This window comes from Xanthomonas cassavae CFBP 4642 (assembly GCF_000454545.1).
In the GTDB taxonomy this organism is placed as follows: domain Bacteria; phylum Pseudomonadota; class Gammaproteobacteria; order Xanthomonadales; family Xanthomonadaceae; genus Xanthomonas; species Xanthomonas cassavae.
On the sequence record NZ_CM002140.1, the window covers coordinates 41,378 to 59,352 of the forward strand.

A 17,975-nucleotide genomic window follows, 5' to 3' on the forward strand; every position below is an offset into this window, starting at 1 on the left:
ACCGCGTGCCCGCGCGGCCGTCAGCCCGGCCTGGGTGCGTTCGCGGATCAATCGGCTTAACTGACTTCCCTGTTCCATTGCTCCCCGGACCCCTCGTCCTGTGCGGTAAGGCCCTTCCTCTTGGGATTCTTCGATACCGCATTAGCGGTGCGCAGCACGTCGCGCGGCACCAACTTGCCTAGCAATGCCCCGATTTGCTGGGGGTCGTCGTTCTTCTTCGTGGCCATAGGGCGCTCTCCTGCCACAGCAGTTAGCTGTTGTGGCGCTTTTCGTATTCGGTGAAGGCCAGTCGCAGCAGCTCATTTAGCTTGAGGTCGTGCGATGCGGCGAACATGCGGAACCGGCGGCGTAGGTCTGCCGACACGCGGAAGTTCAACGGCACATTGTTAGCCGGATCGTCGTTGGTGGGCGTCGGCTTGAGCGTGCGGGGGGGCATATCGGCCACTGGGGCGGCGCTGCCTTTGGTGGCGACTAGGCCGGTAAGATCGGCGCTTTTCTTCGTAGCCATATTAGACGGTTTCCTTTTTGCGAGCTTTCTTTTTATCGTTCATGCGTTCTTGCACGAAAGCAAATAACGCCGTGATTTCCTCGGCGCTCCGGCCCTTACCATCGGTTTCCTGCACCGTGCGGCCGTCCACCATACTGCCGGCATAGTCCACACGATCATGCACGATGGATGGGGCTACGGGACCGTGCGCAGACAGGGCGGCCACCGCTTGCACCGTCAGGCGGGCGGTCGGCTTCGCTTGCGTGAGTGCGAACGCGAAGGGCCTCCCGGCTTCCTGTGCAATGTCCACCGTGCTGCCGACTGCGCGCAGGTCGTGCGGGCTAGGCCGGGTTGGAATCAGCACAAGGTCGGCGAGCTTCACCACGTCCCGGATGGCATCGGTGATGGCGGGCGGGGTATCGATGACGGCCAGCTTAAAACCGGCGCTGGCCAGCGCTTCCAATTTCGCCGGCAGCTCGGCCAGCGTCGCGGCCGCGAGCGCCGGAGTGTCCGCATCACGCGAGTTCCACCACGCCGACAAACTGCCTTGGGGATCGGTGTCGATAAGGACGGCAGGCCCCACGCCGGCCTGCTCGGCGGCTATGGCCAGATGCGCGGCCAGCGTCGTCTTGCCCGCCCCGCCTTTCTGACTTGCCAACACTAGGGTTTTCACATGTCGCCCCTTCTTAGTTTGTTTTGACAATTGGATGATAAACAGAAAGCACGCAACTAGCAAGCACTAATAGTAGAAAGCACGCAAGCACGTTTAGCCGCGATCCAGCGTTTCCCGCTCGGTATCGGTGAACCCCGGCCACTCCGGGCCGAACGCCGCCGCAAGCTGCCGCAGAAGGCCGCGCAGCTCGTCAGCGTCCCCGTCGCGGCGTACCGCATCCAGCAGCGCCGCTGCATGGTCCGGGTCTGCGCGGAACAGCTCGGCCATCGCCTCGTCATGGGGGCGATCTTTCCGGACATTTCCGGGATGGGCCTTACCGGGCGGATAGTCGATGGCCTCGATCCCGGTCAGCGGCTCGCCATCTTCGCGCATCGGCCCGGACTCCTGCCGATCCATCCATGCGAAAAAGTCATCGACGTGGGTCTGCTCCTCCGGCGTCAGCGGCTCCGGCGGCTTCGGCCGGTCGGGGTAGTCGAGAATGATCCGTTTCGGCTTCTTCATTTGGCGCCGTCCTCCTTGGTCAGGGCGCGATACAGGGTCGCTCGATGCACACCCAGCAAGGCGGCCGCTTGGGTTGCAGTCTGCCCATCCTCGTCGATCAGGCGGCGGGCGTGGGCAATCTGCGCAGGGGTGAGGGTAGGGCGGCGGCCGAAGCGAACGCCCCGCGCCTTGGCCGCTGTGCGCCCGTTGCGTGTGCGCTCCACGATCAGAGACCGCTCGAACTCGGCAATGCCGGCAAACACCGTCAGAACCATGCGCCCCGCCGGGCTGGTCGTGTCGGCCCACGGCTCGGCCAGCGACCGCAAGCCGGCCCCCTTCGCCTGCAACTGCTCGGCTATGTCCAGCAGGTCGCGGGTGTTGCGGGCGAGGCGGTCAAGCCGCGTCACTGTTACCACGTCGCCGGCCCTCAGATGGTCGAGCATCCGGGCCAGCTCGGCCCGCTTGCTGTGGGTGCCGGTGATCTTCTCGGCGAAGATGCGGGAACAGCCGGCCGCGTGCAGCTCGGTCCGCTGATTGGTCAGCTCTTGGTCGTCGGTCGAAACCCGCGCATAGCCGACGAGCAATCGGCCGCTCATCAGGTCGAGCGTGCCGGGGTCTTGTTTGTGCCGTGCCATAGGGCCGCCCTTAGTCGCAAATGTTGTCGCACATTATAGAATATAAGCGACAAAGTTTTGCAACATAGAAAAGCCAGCAATTCCGGAGCTGTGGCGGCAGTCGCAAAACTTAGGACTTGTGCAACACGCAGGACCGGGCCGGACTCGTCATTTCACACACAGAGCGGGGGCAAGGGGGAGCGATTTAACGACGCCGGGCAAACAAACGTAATGACATTGACATTACGGCGCGGTACACTTACATGAAACCGCAGGAGATTGAGCCATGCCCACGATGAGCACCGCACCCAGCAAGCGTGAAACGCTGAACATCCGCATCAAGCCCGAGGAACGGAGCTTGATCGACCGCGCCGCCAAGGCACGGGGCAAGAACCGCACCGACTTCGTGCTGGAAGCCGCCCGGTCGGCCGCCGAGGAAGCGTTACTAGACCAGACGATCATTTCCGCCAGCCCGGACGCCTACGCGGCCTTTCTGGCACGACTGGACATGCCGCCGCAGCCGAACGAACGCCTGCGGAAAACCATGCAGACGCCCGCCCCGTGGGAGAAAGCATGACGGTATCAGCGCCCGAACCGCTGGCCGCGCACCACGACATTGAAGCCTTCGACTCCGGGGTGGACAGTCTGGACCAGTGGCTAAAGCGTCGTGCCCTGAAAAATCAGGCTACCGGCGCTTCGCGAACCTTCGTCGCCTGCGACGATGGCCGCGTGGTGGCCTACTATGCGCTGGCATCGAGCGGGGTCACGGTGGACGCAGCACCCGGACGCTTCCGACGCAACATGCCGGACCCGATTCCGGTGGTGGTCCTTGGCAGGCTGGCCGTAGATCAATCGCAGCAGGGCAGGGGCCTAGGCCGCGCTCTGGTGAAAGATGCCGGGCAGCGCATCGTCCAAGCCGCCGACACCATCGGGATTCGCGGGGTGCTCGTGCATGCGCTCTCGGCCGACGCCAAGGCGTTCTATGAGCGGATCGGATTTGAGCCGTCGCCCCTCGATCCAATGATGCTACTGGTCACGCTGGATGACCTGAAAGCGGGGTTCAGCCGACATACGTGTAAAAATAGCTCACAAGATCGGATTTCATCCATTGCATCAGTGAGTTAGCGGATATTTTGGCGGTTCCGGCTTACAACCCTGTCTTGGTCACACATGCAGCTGAGCAGGTCCGCGATCGTGTCACCAACGTCCTCGCCGGCGCCGACTACGATCAGGTGCCAGATCAACCCCCTACGGACAACGCCTCACCCGCGCACGCGCGGCTTCAGCGCCGAGAGCAACGCTCCCGCCGCCGACAGGGAGCCGCCCTCCCCCTGCCCTGCAAACCCGCTTTTGATGGCGCCGCCGCCAGGCCGTCCCCGGCTTGTCCACGGCCGGCGCGCAGCGCCGCCCCGGAGCCGGAGACCTCCCTATCGGATGAATGGTCCATTTAGGCTGGCCCATTTTATGTGGTCCGTTTAAGTCAACAAAAAAATATTGGGCCACCCGTAAAATTGATGGTACGTTTAGGTTTAACCCAAAAAGGCCGAGCAAGAGGCCACCATGTCCGACGTGATTCCTACCCCAGCCGATCTGGCGAGTAGCATTTGATGGCGCGTGCTCCTGCAGAACCCTTCAAGGTTGCTCGGATTTACCAGCGCGTCAGCACTGATGGCCAGGATCTCACGCGATAAGCCGCGATCGTCCAAGAGGCCAAGGCCGCCGGCTTCTACGTCGCCGGCGTCTATCGTGAGAAGGCTTCTGGTGCGCGCGCCGATCGCCCTGAGTTGCTGCGCATGATCGAGGATCTGCAATCGGGCGAAGTGGTCATTGCTGAAAAGATCGATCGGATCAGCCGCTTGCCACTGGTCGAAGCCGAGCGCCTGGTAGCGTCTATCCGAGGGTCGGCAGGGATTCGTGTAAAAAACAGCCAAAAATGAGCTAAATTTTTGCCGGAAAAGGGTTTTCGAGAAGTTCTACCGCCCCTCTGCAATAGCAGCCTCGCACACCGACCTCCCGCCATCTCCCGGATCCACATTCCACTGAATAACGTGGTGTTTACACACGGCAGCACATTTACCCACGAGGTCCAGGCACGTTGTTTAGTTTTCAGCTTCGCCCGATCACTAGGCACAGTTTCGCCAGTCCAAAGAGTTTTTCGCTTGGCGAAAGCAGGTTTACGCTTTTCGTGAGAAGTTAGCAGCCCGCACTCTCAAGTTAGGAGTTCTTATATGGGATGCTTCAACGTCACAGGTGCCAGTGGGAAGGCAAGCGAATATGTTGTCGAGCAACACGCTGGTCGGACCACGAATGAGCAAGCGACGCAAGAGTCGGCGACTCATCGGGAGACACAGGGTGTATTGCAAGGATTGAAGAGGCAAAGCTCGATTAGGAGTCAGTCCGATACTGAAGATGATGTGCAGTTTGCCGTGTCGCAAGCGCGAGCGGGAGGGCGCTTCCGTCCCGGTCCGCTACCTGAGCAGAAGGAACTGATCGCGCCCAAGCCCGGTAATGAATAGATTGCGCTCAAAAGTGCCCGCAGGAGTTTGTGAAAAATGCTTGGCTCGACGTCCCCCGCCCTGAGTACCGGCTGGGTTTAGAGTCTGGGACTGATGTGACCCACCCGCATGGTTGGGTCCAGCACCGGTTACTGGCTCTGCTCGCCCAGCTGATATGCGGCAGCGGCAATGTCTTCGGCAGCTGCGCTTGCTGCTTTCTTGCCGAAACCCAGTGCGCATGCCGATTTGATGGACATCTTCTTCAAAGCCTTGCTGCTCTGCTCTGCCCGCGACAAGCCAAGCTCTGAAGAGTTGGTCAATGTAGCCAGACCTTGCCGAACCCGTCTACGAAACGCATCGCTCACCACAGGTTGCGGTTGCCAGACTTCCTCAGGCGCGCAATGGAACTGCTGGGCTTTCAGTCTCTTGAGGTGTGTTTCAGTCAGGGGGAGGCAGTTTTCCAGAAGATACTGCGCGCCTGCGGCCGTCTTGGCGGCAATGTCATCTCCGTCCTTGGCATTCAAGGCCAAGCGTTCTTGGGTGTGTTGAGCATTTGCCGCAAATCTGCTGTCGGACGCAAACACCGCCGGTCCTTGAGCCCAAGGGTCTAGGACGATGGTCTTGTGATGTCCGTCCGGCACGCGCGACTCAGCCCAGTCATGGCCCTGATGGTTGTGCTGGACATAGTGGACGCTTTCTTCTGGCTGAAGCTTCTGTACATGTCGCATGGTTGCTACGGCAGCATATCCGGCGCAATGACCGCCCTGGACGAATTCAGATACGACCGCATGCCCCAGCGTCGGATTCGTGAGCATTGACGCCGGCGCCGCGCCGCGCACCAGATCGACAAACACATCATGTGCGGCCTGCGCATGTTGACTGGATGCGTGATCGCTGACGGCAATGTCGGTGGCGACGTTGCCGCGTCCGTATGGGAAGCGCGCCCGTGTCTCCTGCATCGTGTTGTTCGCCTTGTGCAGCCGAGGGATGTCCTGGGGCTCGACCGGATCCCCGATGACGGCTTTGCTCAGCAAGTAGCCGGCGAGGGAGATATCAGGATCGGAGAGCAAACCGCCACGACGCCGACGCTTGGGCAAATCGCTCAACAGCCCATTTACAACACCCACAAAGGATTGCCGCGTCTGCGGCGGAAGGGGAGGCGCGTCCTCTTGGCGCGGCGAGTGCGGGGCGTTGTTTGTCGTTGAGATAGTGCAACCCATTTCCTGATTAGCCCCATCCCTCAGCCATGGAAGTTGCTTGCCATACGCAAAACGCGCTCTGGGCAAGGTGTGCAACGCAGCAGCGCCGTCGCCAGCCGCGGCAGCATCTGTTTCAGGTCGAATCGGCGGTTGAAGCGATAGGCCGCCTCGGCCAGGTAGCGCCTTGCATACTTGGCCTGGCCCACCGCATGGTAGGTCCCGCTGATGGCGCGTTTGACATTGCCCAGCACCACATTCAACCAACGTACTCCCTGGACTTCGGTTGCGGCACGACCACCGCCGGTGTCCAGTGTGGTGTGAGCATGTCCGGCATCCTCAAGACGGCGGAAACACGCCAGCCCATCGCTGTAGACCTCGCATTCCGGCTCCAGACGCCGCGCGATCCAGTCCTCCAGCGAGGCGTTGTCAATAGCGATCCACAAACTCGCTCAGCGACAATCCCGGCTGAAACTGCACGATGTTGATGCCCATCTCCCGCCTCCTTCGCTTCAGCTAGGGCCATTGTCCAACCCCAGCGTCGCAGATCCTGCAACTACCGGCTGAGGAGGGGGCTAATCAGGTTTCTATTTGGAAGAATTTTCCAAATCTTGGATTACTCGCATGGAGCGAGGTTGTGAGAAATCCAAATAGTTGCTATCAAATGCTTTGACGCTCTTTAATTCCCAGTTCTGGGTGACTCCTGAAAAACTCGCAATTCTATTATACGAAAGATTGTCCCAATCCGATAGTTGCACTAGGACCCCGGAAGAGCTATCAACATATACTTGGCGGTGATAAATCCAATCCGGCAAGGAATAGTGCGACCTTTTGCCAGCAGGCAGACAGTACTTTTCACTACTTGTCAAGCTGACGATACACCCAAGCAGCGTAGTATCGCTAACAACCTTCATCGATCTCGGTTTAGAGAAGTCTAAATAACTTCCATTGTCTGCCTTGACATTGCGAAGATCACTATTTTCTACGGTGCCGACAAAACGTGCTATCCTGGCATAGGAAAGATTGTCCCAATCAGAGAGTACCACTGCGGTGCCCGGAGCGGCATCCACATATACTTTTTTATTGTAGATCCATGCCGGTAGCGAATAAGCGTGAGCCTCGCCAGGGTGCATGCAGAACTTTTCACTTGTCTCTACATTGACAATGCATCCAAGAGGCGGTTCTTCCGATAAAAAACGTGCCTCGGGATAAATCGACTTGATCCAATCGACATACTTGGAAATTCGCGCGCCAGTGGATAGAGTGGAGGTACCGCCATTGGTTGTTGCGATGATGACTGGCTTGCCATTGCGAATTTGCCACCAGGCAGATCCGCTATCGCCCGCAGCCACTCTTGCCCAGTATGCCGACGGTCCCTGTGGGTCGTATTTGGCACCGATTCCATATTCATTCTCGAATACCTGGTTAATACGGCTTCGCGAATAGAGCCGTCTTGCTCCTTTTTCCGGCCAATATCCACCGTTAGACTTCGTTCCAACACCCCAGGAACCGTATCCAACGAAGATTACGTCGCGACCCACTTCGTCGAGATAATCATTCAAGATCGGACGTTCGACCGGTCTTTCATTAGCGTCTAGTATCTGCCCGACTACGGGTAACTTTATCACCGCGACATCCGTAGACGCCCCGCCCATTCCTGACGGAACGGAAATTCTTTGAGGCGGTACGTATGCGATACCCGAGCCTGAGGCTATAATATTTCCATTTAGATCTTTAAAAGTCCTGTTGACTGCAGTTTCTTCAGCCTTGTAGGGAACGCAATGAGCGGCTGTGAGGATATAGCTCCAGTCGCCTGAATTTCCAAGCCACGTCGCGGTGCATCCGGAAATATCGCCAACCACGAGCCATGGCTTTTCATAGCTAAAAGAGCGCAACTCATCGTTGCTAGTTTTTAAGCTTTCTCCAACATTTTCCAGGTCACCTCCGTAGTATTTAAATGTTGCTTCGTCAATAACCGCGGCTTGTGCTGGAAGAAAATTAATTAGGAATGAAATTCCAAGGGTGATGCCAATAGCTATTTTCAATTTTTTATCTCGAGCCATCTTGTAATACGGGGTTGAATATATTGCGTGCCGCTATGCTAATCCGGAAAATTTCAGATGCCAATGGGCCAATCCCCAAATTGCCTGTGGATAGGCGTAGAGAAATCTTGAGCCGGTATCGGCAGTTATGTAATGACCCACTGAAACTCTGATCAGGTGTTAACTTTCATAGGAGACACCGATGAGTGCAGTGATGGACGAAGAACAGATCAAGCGCGACCGAACGGTCCGAGAATGCAGTATCAGAGGCGGGTGCTGCTGGGGCTGACGTATGCCGACCGGCAGATGAGATTTGATTCATTAACTTACCTGATTAGCCCCATCCCTCAGCCATGAAAGTTGCTTGCCATTCGCAAAACGCACTCTGGGCAAGGTGTGCAGCGCACAGCGCCGTCGCCAGCCGCGGCAGCATCTGTTTCAGGTCGGATCGGCGGTTGAAGCGATAGCCCGCTTCGGCCAGGTAGCGCCTTGCATACTTGGCCTGGCCCACCGCATGGTATGTCCCGCTGATGGCGCGTTTGACATTGCCCAGCACCGCATTCAACCAACGTGCTCCCTGGACGTCGGTTGCAGCACGACCGCCGCCGGTATCGAGGGTGGTGTGGGCATGCCCGGCCTCCTCCAGACGGCGAAAGCACGCCAGGCCGTCGCTATAGACCTCACACTCCGGCTCCAGACGGCGCGCGATCCAGTCCTTCAGCGAGGCGTTGTCAAAGGCCTTCACCGGCTCGATCACCGCAAAGACCGGATGCTCGTGGGTGTGGTCCACTTGCACCGCGATCACGAACGGCTGCTTGTTCTCCGAGCCCCGTCCGCGCTTGCCGCCGCTGCGTTCACCGCCAGATACGCGTCGTCGATCTGCACAAACCCCTTGAGTTTTCGCGGTTCTTCGCGCTCGGTCATCGCCTGCATCCACAGGCGCAAGGACAGCTTGCTGGATTGCAACAGCGTGCCAGCACGCAAGGTGGTTTGATGCCGGCACGCCCGGCACTGGTAGTACACCTGATCATCGCGTCGAACGCGCGAGCGCGCGCGGCCGTCGCACTGCGGGCAGCGAAATCCCTTCGGCCAGCGCCACCGATACAACGCCCGGTAGCACTTGGCTTCGGTTCAGTAGCGATCCATGAACTCGCTCAGCGACAAGCCTGGCTGAAACTGCACGATGTTGATGCCCCTCTCCCACCTCCGTTGCCTTGAGCTGGGGTCATTGTCCAACCGCAGCGTCGCAGATCCTGCAACTACGGCTGAGGGATGGGGCTAATCAGGACCCATTTTTGAGATTCCCACACCATTATTGATGGCCTTACAGTACTTATGTGTGTGAAGAATTGCACCCTCCGACGTACATCCCCGGTCAGGCGGCCCGCAGACGGGCCAGCAGCGACGTACTGGCGTAACCGTCCTGCGGCGTTGGGGTGGAGTGGCGCGGCGGCAATCCCGCCCCACTGGTTGACTGCGCGAAACAGTGGCCCCTCGTGGAGGGCGGCTGCCGCAACCCAGGTCATGGTGGCAGCCACCGGGCACCAGCGCGACAGCGCCGGGACCTTGTAGGTGGCGCCGGCGTGCTGGCGATCGCTCTTGCTGTGCGGCAGGAAGCAGGTCATGCCTTCGCCCGGCACCAGGCGCAGGTGGTTCACCTGGAGGCGGGTGAGTTCATCGCCGCGGAAGCCGCGCCAGAAGCCGAGCAGCAGCAAGGCGCGATCGCGCAGATGCCGCAGTTCTGCGGCGCGATCGCCGCGAGACTGGGCCGCAGCCGCAGCGTCTTCCAGCCATGTCGTGACCTGGCCCAGCTGGGTGAGTTGCAGGGGCGTGGCGCGTTTTTCGACGCTCGGGTGCAGGGTCTGGATGCCCTTGAGCACTTGGCGCACCACCGGCGCCCGGGTCGGGTCGACAAAGCCGTGCACCTGGTGCCACTGCGCCAGTGCTGCGAGCCGGTGCCTGAGTGTGTTGAGCGCGAGTTGCCCGGCGTAGGCGGCCAAGTAGCGCGCCACCTGCTCCGCGGTCGCCGGCAGATGACCACCCCACTCGACCTCGAAGTGACGGATCGCCCCTGCATACGCGCGCTCGGTGTTGGCGCGGGTTGCCGCTTCCAGATACTGCTTGACCGAGCTCACCGCGTCGCTCCGAAACGCCGTTTCGTACGGCCGCAGGGCGACTGTAGCCGAAAATTCCGGCTAACGCGGGATAATTCTAGATTATCCCGCGTGAGTTCAACGCCTATCGGCGGTCCATTCAATGCATTGAGGAGTATGTATTTACATGGTATGTAATACGTTACGAAATACGTGGAGTGCCGGATGGCAAGGTCCGGGTTGTACAAAAGCGATGTGCAACGCGCCCGCGATCGCCTGCGCGCCACGGGCACGCATCCGTCCGTGGACGCGGTCCGGGTGGCGCTGGGCAACACGGGGTCCAAGACCACCATCCACCGCTATTTGAGGGAGTTGGAAGAGGAGGAAGGGCAAGGCGTTGGCGCGAAAATGGCCGTGAGCGATGCACTTCAAGACCTCATCGCCCGCCTCGCCGAGCGGTTGCACAGCGAGGCCCACACGGTCGTGGCGCAGGCCCAGGCGCGCTTCCAGGCGCAGCTGCAGGAACGCACCCAAGCGCTGGAGCAGGCCCGACACGAGGCCGGGTCACTCATGACGCAGCTGCAACGCTGCGAGACCGCGCTGCAGGCCGAACGCGAGGCGGGCGACGCTGCCAGGAGCGAAGTGGCCCGCCGCACCACCGAACTGGCCCAGCTGGAGGAGCGGATCGCGGGCCTCACGGCCAGATTGGCCGAGCACGACGCCCATGCGAAATCGTTGGAACACAAGCACGAACACGCCAGGGAAGCCCTTGAGCACTACCGCACCTCGGTCAAGGACCAGCGCGAGCAGGAACAGCGCCGGCATGAGCACCAGGTGCAGGAGCTGCAGGTCGCCCTACGGCAGGCCAACGAGGCATTGACCGCCAAGAACCACGACCTGATGCAGCTCAACCGGGAAAACGGCCAGTGGCTGGAACGCCAGACCCGGCTGGAGCGGGAGCTGGCGCAGGCACGCCAGCGGGCCGACGCCCAGCAACGCGAGCGCGACGCGCTGCGCCTGGCGGCCGCCGAGCACCAAGCCCTGCAGGTGCGCTGGACCGACGATCTCCACGCGCTGGAAGGCGTGCGCACCGAACTGTCGGCGGCGCGGACCGAACTGGTCGAAGAGCGCCAGCGCCGGGAACACGCCGAGGCAGACACCCTGCGGGCCACGGTGCGCCTGAGCACGTTGGAACAACTCCTGGCGCAGCTGCGGCCAGCGCGCCCGGTTGGCGAATAAGTAACGTCTGGGAAGGACGAACCCTCCCCAGACGCAAATCGTCAGTTGCAGTGCGAGCGTGCAACCCAGTTCACAGGGGACGCCGGGAGCCAGTTACCCCTGTGGCGGATTCGACGTCGCATGAATACCCGGCTCGATCTGCCGTGATAAGAAATAGCGGCTGGCGACACTCAGCGCATGCAGTAGGTCGGGATGCTCAGCCTTTGAGTTTGCTCCACGTGGAGCAAAACCGCAGATGACGATTATTCAAGATCGATTCGGATTGCCTTGGGCAGGTTCCAGCTGCTTACAGCAGATACAACAACTCCAAACGCAGCAAGCAGATGACCAAGTCCGTAAAATGTTCCGCGCTGACTGCAAGTTAGCTTGCTGTTGGCTGCTTTTTACACGAATCCTGCCGGCCCTCCGTGTTTGTCACTTCCCTTACGGGTGAGTGTAGTCTGGTGCGGGTAATAGATCCGACCCTCGGAATCGCCTGCTATGTATGCGGCGCTGGCGTGTTATCCAACGCGAATTCTGGCGATTCTTCCACTACCCGAACTGCTGCAAAGGCTCTGTCCCATTCCGCGCAGAGCACGAAACGCTGCACGCCGCAGCGAAGCCCGATGTAAGAGATGCGAAATCAAATATGGCAACCAGAATGTTTGTATCAATCTTATTCCGCGCCCCCCATATATTCCACCCTCCTCCATCTCCATGGAATTTAAAATGCCAAAGTCCATCAGAAGTGCTAGTCATGCATCGAGCTCTAATTTCGATTCGTCGCCTCAGCATGAGAGCGGCCTAAGGGACGCAGCCAAAAAAGTCTACGACAGCAGTGTTTTATATCACGGGACAAAGCATCCGCATTTAAAATCTCTTAGGGAGAACGGATTTTCAAAATCACACAAACGCGACGGCGCAACGGCAGGAGGTAACGCAAATATGTTTATGAATTTAAGCTCTGCAGCGCAGGAAGAATCCGCAAACAATCATTATTTGTCCTCTTCCAAGAAAGAAGCCAAGAATTTTGCCATGTTCGCTGACATGGATAATCCCGCACTATTACGCACCATCGGCGTCAGAAGCAGCTTCAATCTGATCTCGGATCCTAGGACCCGTGGCACGGCATACATGACAGGTCAGTCGATTCCTTCAAAATTCGTGCTTGGATCAAAAAACAGCTCCCCCGGGGAAAATGCGCAGGTGTTCAAGAAAGAGATGCATGCTGCAGGATACGAGGTCTCTACAGAACAAGCGGGCGCACTACTTAGAGATGTGCAATCTGATTCTGATGATGACAATTTCCCGGATCCCGATGACTTTATTATGAGCCGACTGCGGGGTTTATGATATCGAGGGTCGGCGGGAGTTCGTATAAACCCTTTTCTGACAGCGAGTTAGCTCACTTTTGGCTGTGTTTTACACGAATCCCTGCCGACCCTTGTCAAGCTCTAGCCGCCGATGCTGCGCGGCAGGCCTATGGACTGGATAACGCACAGCCCATCTCGCCGCGCACAACGGGGTTCGGGGAGCAATGGAACAGGGAAGTCAGTTAAGCCTTCACCAGTGCCGGTCGGTGCCCTCCATGCGCGCGTCGCTCTCCGAGAAGCAGTGCCGGTCGTCCGCACCGCTGGCGATGTCGGTCAGCAATTCGTTCACAGCTTCATCCAGTTCTTCGTCGGTGTCATAGGGCACCTTCAGCTCATATTCGCCGTTCGGCCGTCGCGTGGCGTCGTATTGGTCGAGGTAAAAGCTCTCGACGTGCTCAATCGTGCGCTTCTTGCCGCGCACGAACTTGCTGTTGTTCTCGATGCGCAGCGTCAGCAGGATGGTGGCGACCTTCGGCGGGGCGTCATTGCCGCTTTCAAGGGCCGACATGCTTGATGGTTGCTGCTCCGTTTTCTTGTACGGACCGATCTCTACACCGCGATGTCGCAGGTAGCTGTACAGCGTGCTCTTGGACAGGTGCAGCTTCTGTGCGATGGCGGCGACCGACAGTTTCCGCTCGCGGTACAGGGTCTCTGCCGCCAGCGCCGTCGCTTCGGCCTGCGGCGACAGTCCTGTGGGTCGCCCGCCGACCCGACCGCGTGCCCGCGCGGCCGTCAGCCCGGCCTGGGTGCGTTCGCGGATCAGTTCGCGCTCGAACTCGGCCAGCGTAGCGAACAGGTTGAACACAAACCGCCCCTGGGCGCTGGTGGTGTCGATGGGATCGTTCAGACTGAGGAGTCCAACCTTGCGCTCCATCAGGTTGCCGACCAGCTCGACCAGGTGCTTGAGCGAGCGCCCCATGCGGTCGAGCTTCCAGATCACCAGCACGTCGCCGGCGCGCAACTGACCCAGTAGCTCATCGAGCGCCGGACGTGCGGTCTTCGCGCCGCTCGCCACATCCTGATAGATGCGCTCGCAACCGGCCGCCTTGAGAGCGTCCACCTGCAAGGCCGGGTTCTGTTCGCGGGTGGAGACGCGAGCGTAGCCGATTTTCATCCGAAAATTCCATTTTACCCGTTGATTAAGACAATATCAAACTTTGATTATGCAAACCACTTTTATAGACTGCTTGTTGGCCTGCGGGCATGTCATGCCCGTTGCTTCGTTGTAGTTCAGATAAACGATCGTTTTATCGAACCATTGCGCATGTAACGAGTAAAGTGTATAAACACCTATGTGCACAAACACTGTTCTGGAGGGCATCATGAATACCGTGCGTTGGAACATCGCCGTGTCGCCGGACGTGGATCAGTCCGTGCGCATGTTCATTGCCGCCCAAGGCGGCGGCCGCAAGGGCGACCTGTCGCGCTTCATTGAGGAGGCGGTGCGCGCATGGAGGGCACCGACCGGCACTGGTGAAGGCTTAACTGACTTCCCTGTTCCATTGCTCCCCGGACCCCTTGAACGGGTACGCCTTGCAGAAGAACGGCGCGGGATCGGTCTTGTAGCCGACGCCGACCGCCTGCGGGCGGGCATTGCCGGTGAAATCGCGCGGAAGCTGACCGGGGTTCACCGACCGCAGGCGACTGGCGTGCTGGCTGAAATTCGTGATGCGCTGCTGCCCGGCATCCGGCACGGCGTAGATGAAATGCAGGTGCGGGCTATAGGCGTCGTCATCGACGGGGCCGCCGGTCCTGCTGGCCGAGGTTCCACCGGCATAGCCGATGAGCTGCCCGGCCTTCACTTCCTTGCCGACCGCCGCGTCAGGCGCAAAGGCTGACAGGTGGTAATAGGTCATCGTCTGCCCGTTCGGGCGGCGGATGACCAGCACATTGCCCGCGCCGCGCCACGTGTCGCGCGTGGTCACTACGCCGTCCGCACCCACGTAGAGCGGCGACCCGCGCGGTGCGCGGAAGTCGAAGCCGTCATGTGTGCGGCCTTTGCGGAAGTCGGCATTGATGCCGAACCGCTCCGTTATCAGCTCGTGGTCCGTCACGTTCACCATGCACGACTGCGCCAGTGCGGGCGCTGCGGCCGAGGCGACCGCAAAAAGAAGGGGCAGGGCGGCGATTCTGACGTTCATGGGTTACCCCGCAGGCGCATCGAGCACGTCGCGAGGGCTTCGCCGTCCTCGACGTTCGGGTCATCGGGATGCGACACATTCAGCCGGTTTTTCCCGGCCAGCTCGCGCCGGAATCCCGCGCCGCCTTCATCGTCCCATGCTTCCAGCTTGGCGGCCTGAATCAGCTGGTCCCTGTCGGCGGGCGCGATGACGAAGTACACGCCGAGCGACGATTGGCTCTTGAACACCTCAACGCGGACAACAGGCACGCCGTAAGCGGCGACGTTCGACACTGGCACAGATTGGCCGGTGACGGGGATGCCCGCGCGTTCCAGCGCCGAAAGCGCCTTGTCGGCGGGCAGCGTGCATTCCAGCACGTCCGACAGGCTGGCAGGTTCGGACGCCATCGCGGCCGCAGGCGCGGCCAGCAGGAGTACGAACAGGGCAGGGGGGATGATCTTCATGCGCGCATCTCACAGAGGATGGGAGCAGCGGGGCCGCCGTGCTGGCGGATCGCGGTCGGGGACATGGCCTGTAGGCCGTTGCGGTCATCGAGCAGCAGCCGCACGAACGCGGGGCCGATAGGTTCCATCTGCGCAGCGTCGATGAACCGCTGCGCGGCGGTGGCCGGGATGACGTAGTACAGGTGCAGCGCCCCAGCCTCGCGCGTGGCTTCGAGCTGCGCGGCCGGGATGCCGTAGACCGTGACGCCGGGCTGCACGGCCGGGCCATCGACGGCCACGCCGTGGCGTGCAAGCACGCTTTCTGCCTTTGACGCAGGCAGGCGGCATTCCAGCGCATCGGCCAGCGTCGGTTCCGCCGCGTGCGCGCTGGACACGGCCGCGAGCAGAGCGAGGGGCAGGGCCAGCCCGCGAGCGAGGCCGCGCTTGAGCCGGGCCGACAGGCGGCAACGGAGACGCAGCACGGCCAGCACATCGGCGGGAACGGGTTGCAGCGGGTACGACATGACAAGCTCCTTGCGCCCGAGGCGCGGCAGTCAGGAGGAATAGTCGTCGTCGTGCGACGAACGGGCATTGAGCTGTTGCGCGAGCTTGGGGAAGAAGCTCGCAACATCGCCTTCGCGCTCTTGTGCGGTCGGGTCGTTGTGCGGCTCGGTGCGCAGCACGCCATTGTTTAGGTACATGTCACACAGCGCGTTGTAGCGGTTGATGACTTCCATCTGTTGATCGCGCGTGCCATTGGCGATCACCTCTTGCATGGCCCGCGCTATGACACCCATCGCGTTTGCCGCATAAGCGATGTTGTCGCGTTCCTGCTGCAATGCGTCACGTTCGCGTTCCAACGCCTGATATCGCGGCGTCATTTGATCGACAGCTTCATCCCATCCGTCCCGCCGACCGGCAGCGTACTGGTGCTGTTGTGCGGCAACGCCTTCGTATAGTCCGCGCTCGTAATCTAGGTGACTCATGCGTTACTCCTTTCTCGGGCCTGCGCCCTGCGGGCTTTGAGTTAGAACAATCGGGTCACGTCCGCCGCCGCCCTTACCGGGAGCAGAAGGACCAGCCGGGCCGATTCCGGCATCCCCTTGGCCGCGCCCGCCCGGCGAGCTGGGCGGCGGCAGGCGAGGCGTGACGCCTTGCCCGCCGCCGCTCACGGGCTGATTTCCGCCGCCACCACCACCGCTACCACCCCCGTCACCACGCGGGCCGCTGCCCGGCAATGGCCGATTCCCGCCGCCGCCGAGCTTCTTCTGTTTGTCCTTATCCTTGCCCGGCACGCGACCGTAGGCGCTCGCGCGGGCAAGGCCGGTGCGCATCTCACCGAGCGCGGACGTTTCGCCAAGGTCCGCGACGCCGCCACCGATCCACTGCAACACCTTGTCGGGCAGCACCTGCGGCAGCCCGAAGCACATGTAGAAGACCGGCAGCAACATGAGCGCGAATGCGCTCATCCACCATGTAAAGGTGAAAAACTCGCTGATCGCGCCGACTGTGCCGGTGCTCGTGACGATGGCACCGCGCATCGAGAAAAAGCCCTTCGACGCGAAGTTTACAAGCGGGTCGGAAATCAGGATGCCCGCGAACAGACCGATCACGGCCAGTGCGGGCCGCGCGAACAGCGACATGAGCAGCAGGTAGCCTTGCCGCTGCGAGCCGATGAACGTGCGATCCGGGGTCATGTGCATGACGGCCCACAGCGGAGCCGCAAGCAAGGTTTGCGCAACGGACAGCACCCAACCGCAGATCACCATGATGAAGATCGCGTAGGGCAGGGCGGGCAGGAACACACCGAAGTAGAAGGCCAGCGTTTCCAGCCGCATTTCCAGTTCCGCGAGCGGCGGAATGATGACTTCCTTGATCCAGTCCCAAATCGGGTCCACGACCTTGTCGGCTTCAAAGCCGTTGCCCAGCACCTTCGTTCCGCCGATGACACCCGCTGCCACGCGCACGACCGTAACCGCCGTGAGCAGCGTTGTTTTCATTGTTTGCGCGGCTCCCCGCGTCGCGCTGAAATAGTCGCCGACGCACTTCATGCGGTTGAGGCTTCCACCAATCAGCCCCGCCGTGCCGCACCAGCCGCCCGTGCCATCGCTGCCGTCCGCACCCACGGCAATGTCTACGATGTCCTCCATCCTGCGGTTGACCCAGCTCGACATCTTCGCGTCCATGTCGGCTTGAATCTGGCCCACGTTCACCGCCGCCATCGGGTCGGTCGGGATCGCGGAAGTCAGATCGTCCGGCTTGATGTCGCCAGAGGTGTAATCGTCGTGCGACTCTGCCTTGCGCGTGATGTCCGCGACTAGGCCGACCGAATTGGCGAGCATGTCGGACGCCGGGCTGTTGGGCAGGCCGGTCAGGCTTGGCTCGGTCACGCTCCCCACGGACTCGGAGAACGTCGCAGACAGTTGCGTGCGGACCAGCCCGACCTTTTGCAGCCAGCCGCCTGCGGTCGCCCAGCCCTCGTTTGTCAGGGAGGCAACATAAGCACTCAGCCCCGATGCCATCGCACCTTGCCGGGATGCAATGCTGCTTTCGAGGCCCGCGACGACCTTCTGTTCGGCTTCGGACACAATGGCATTGAACTGCGCAGAGCTGACGCTATCCCAGCCGGGCTTTGACACATCATCGGGCCAAGTAATCACCCAGCGGTCGATTGCGCCCATCACTTCAACGGCCGCGCGCTTCTTTTGCTCCATCGCTTGCGCACGGACCTGTTCCGTCGC

General features: G+C 60.6%; 17 protein-coding genes and 5 pseudogenes. 6 read left to right on the top strand and 16 right to left on the bottom strand.

Going from position 1 to position 17,975, the window contains the following annotated elements:
• Window positions 1-56: 56 nt before the first annotated feature.
• From XCSCFBP4642_RS29320 to XCSCFBP4642_RS0123455, 5 genes are all read right to left on the bottom strand, one after another.
• Window positions 57-227, bottom strand: coding sequence for a hypothetical protein (locus XCSCFBP4642_RS29320; RefSeq protein WP_160170351.1), 171 nt, complete (start codon window positions 225-227; stop codon window positions 57-59).
• Between the two features lie 23 nt (window positions 228-250).
• Window positions 251-508, bottom strand: a complete 258-nt coding sequence (locus XCSCFBP4642_RS0123440; RefSeq protein WP_029218404.1) for a hypothetical protein — start codon at window positions 506-508, stop codon at window positions 251-253.
• A 1-nt stretch (window position 509) separates the two neighbouring features.
• Window positions 510-1,160, bottom strand: coding sequence for a ParA family protein (locus tag XCSCFBP4642_RS0123445; protein ID WP_029218403.1), 651 nt, complete (start codon window positions 1,158-1,160; stop codon window positions 510-512).
• 93 nt (window positions 1,161-1,253) lie between these two features.
• On the bottom strand, window positions 1,254-1,661 hold the full coding sequence (locus tag XCSCFBP4642_RS30955; RefSeq protein WP_029218402.1) for a hypothetical protein: 408 nt from the start codon (window positions 1,659-1,661) through the stop codon (window positions 1,254-1,256).
• Window positions 1,658-2,275, bottom strand: a complete 618-nt coding sequence (locus XCSCFBP4642_RS0123455) for a recombinase family protein (protein WP_084624368.1) — start codon at window positions 2,273-2,275, stop codon at window positions 1,658-1,660. Before XCSCFBP4642_RS0123455 ends, XCSCFBP4642_RS30955 begins: the two co-directional genes overlap by 4 nt.
• Before the next feature lie 265 nt (window positions 2,276-2,540).
• Here XCSCFBP4642_RS0123455 and XCSCFBP4642_RS0123460 point away from each other — a divergent pair, with 265 nt between their 5' ends.
• The 3 genes and pseudogenes from XCSCFBP4642_RS0123460 to XCSCFBP4642_RS27935 all read left to right on the top strand — a co-directional run.
• Window positions 2,541-2,831: a type II toxin-antitoxin system TacA family antitoxin gene (locus tag XCSCFBP4642_RS0123460; RefSeq protein ID WP_017154722.1), complete on the top strand. Its 291-nt coding sequence runs from the start codon at window positions 2,541-2,543 to the stop codon at window positions 2,829-2,831.
• The gene (locus tag XCSCFBP4642_RS0123465) at window positions 2,828-3,379 is read left to right on the top strand and encodes a GNAT family N-acetyltransferase (RefSeq protein ID WP_029218400.1); all 552 of its coding nucleotides are present in this window, start codon (window positions 2,828-2,830) and stop codon (window positions 3,377-3,379) included. Before XCSCFBP4642_RS0123460 ends, XCSCFBP4642_RS0123465 begins: the two co-directional genes overlap by 4 nt.
• Window positions 3,380-3,861: 482 nt before the next feature.
• Window positions 3,862-4,152 (top strand): annotated as a pseudogene (locus XCSCFBP4642_RS27935) (recombinase family protein); the annotation flags it as partial.
• Between the two features lie 746 nt (window positions 4,153-4,898).
• Here the strand turns inward: XCSCFBP4642_RS27935 and avrXacE2 are convergent.
• The 5 genes and pseudogenes from avrXacE2 to XCSCFBP4642_RS25730 form a co-directional block, all read right to left on the bottom strand.
• A complete protein-coding gene (gene avrXacE2, locus XCSCFBP4642_RS0123480) occupies window positions 4,899-5,969 on the bottom strand; it encodes a type III secretion system effector avirulence protein AvrXacE2 (protein ID WP_029218399.1) in 1,071 nt (356 codons plus the stop codon).
• 20 nt (window positions 5,970-5,989) lie between these two features.
• Window positions 5,990-6,382: pseudogene (locus tag XCSCFBP4642_RS0123485) on the bottom strand (transposase); the annotation flags it as partial.
• A 150-nt stretch (window positions 6,383-6,532) separates the two neighbouring features.
• Window positions 6,533-8,008, bottom strand: coding sequence for a trypsin-like serine protease (locus XCSCFBP4642_RS27945; RefSeq protein ID WP_152527314.1), 1,476 nt, complete (start codon window positions 8,006-8,008; stop codon window positions 6,533-6,535).
• Window positions 8,009-8,334: 326 nt separating this feature from the next.
• A pseudogene (locus XCSCFBP4642_RS25725) lies at window positions 8,335-9,133 on the bottom strand (IS1595 family transposase).
• Between the two features lie 269 nt (window positions 9,134-9,402).
• Window positions 9,403-10,122 (bottom strand): annotated as a pseudogene (locus XCSCFBP4642_RS25730) (Tn3 family resolvase); the annotation flags it as partial.
• Window positions 10,123-10,305: 183 nt separating this feature from the next.
• Here XCSCFBP4642_RS25730 and XCSCFBP4642_RS0123500 point away from each other — a divergent pair.
• Window positions 10,306-11,319: a DNA-binding protein gene (locus XCSCFBP4642_RS0123500; RefSeq protein ID WP_029218405.1), complete on the top strand. Its 1,014-nt coding sequence runs from the start codon at window positions 10,306-10,308 to the stop codon at window positions 11,317-11,319.
• A 480-nt stretch (window positions 11,320-11,799) separates the two neighbouring features.
• Window positions 11,800-12,651: a type III effector gene (locus XCSCFBP4642_RS29570; RefSeq protein ID WP_167331369.1), complete on the top strand. Its 852-nt coding sequence runs from the start codon at window positions 11,800-11,802 to the stop codon at window positions 12,649-12,651.
• Between the two features lie 210 nt (window positions 12,652-12,861).
• Here XCSCFBP4642_RS29570 and XCSCFBP4642_RS0123510 read toward each other — a convergent pair whose 3' ends face one another.
• A complete protein-coding gene (locus XCSCFBP4642_RS0123510; protein WP_011795795.1) occupies window positions 12,862-13,785 on the bottom strand; it encodes a recombinase family protein in 924 nt (307 codons plus the stop codon).
• Window positions 13,786-13,993: 208 nt separating this feature from the next.
• Between XCSCFBP4642_RS0123510 and XCSCFBP4642_RS27955 the strand changes: the two are divergent.
• A pseudogene (locus XCSCFBP4642_RS27955) lies at window positions 13,994-14,125 on the top strand (ribbon-helix-helix domain-containing protein); the annotation flags it as partial.
• Between the two features lie 27 nt (window positions 14,126-14,152).
• Here the strand turns inward: XCSCFBP4642_RS27955 and XCSCFBP4642_RS0123515 are convergent.
• The 5 genes from XCSCFBP4642_RS0123515 to XCSCFBP4642_RS30335 form a co-directional block, all read right to left on the bottom strand.
• Entirely contained in the window at window positions 14,153-14,812 is a 660-nt protein-coding gene (locus tag XCSCFBP4642_RS0123515; protein ID WP_029221900.1) for a M23 family metallopeptidase, read from the bottom strand.
• Window positions 14,809-15,255, bottom strand: coding sequence for a hypothetical protein (locus tag XCSCFBP4642_RS0123520; protein WP_017154710.1), 447 nt, complete (start codon window positions 15,253-15,255; stop codon window positions 14,809-14,811). The genes XCSCFBP4642_RS0123515 and XCSCFBP4642_RS0123520 overlap by 4 nt, the downstream gene beginning before the upstream one ends.
• A complete protein-coding gene (locus XCSCFBP4642_RS0123525) occupies window positions 15,252-15,758 on the bottom strand; it encodes a hypothetical protein (protein WP_017154709.1) in 507 nt (168 codons plus the stop codon). The genes XCSCFBP4642_RS0123520 and XCSCFBP4642_RS0123525 overlap by 4 nt, the downstream gene beginning before the upstream one ends.
• Before the next feature lie 30 nt (window positions 15,759-15,788).
• Window positions 15,789-16,220, bottom strand: coding sequence for a hypothetical protein (locus XCSCFBP4642_RS0123530; RefSeq protein ID WP_228325773.1), 432 nt, complete (start codon window positions 16,218-16,220; stop codon window positions 15,789-15,791).
• A gap of 3 nt (window positions 16,221-16,223) precedes the next feature.
• A partial coding sequence (locus XCSCFBP4642_RS30335) for a DotA/TraY family protein (protein ID WP_029221901.1) occupies window positions 16,224-17,975 on the bottom strand: 1,752 nt, incomplete at its 5' end.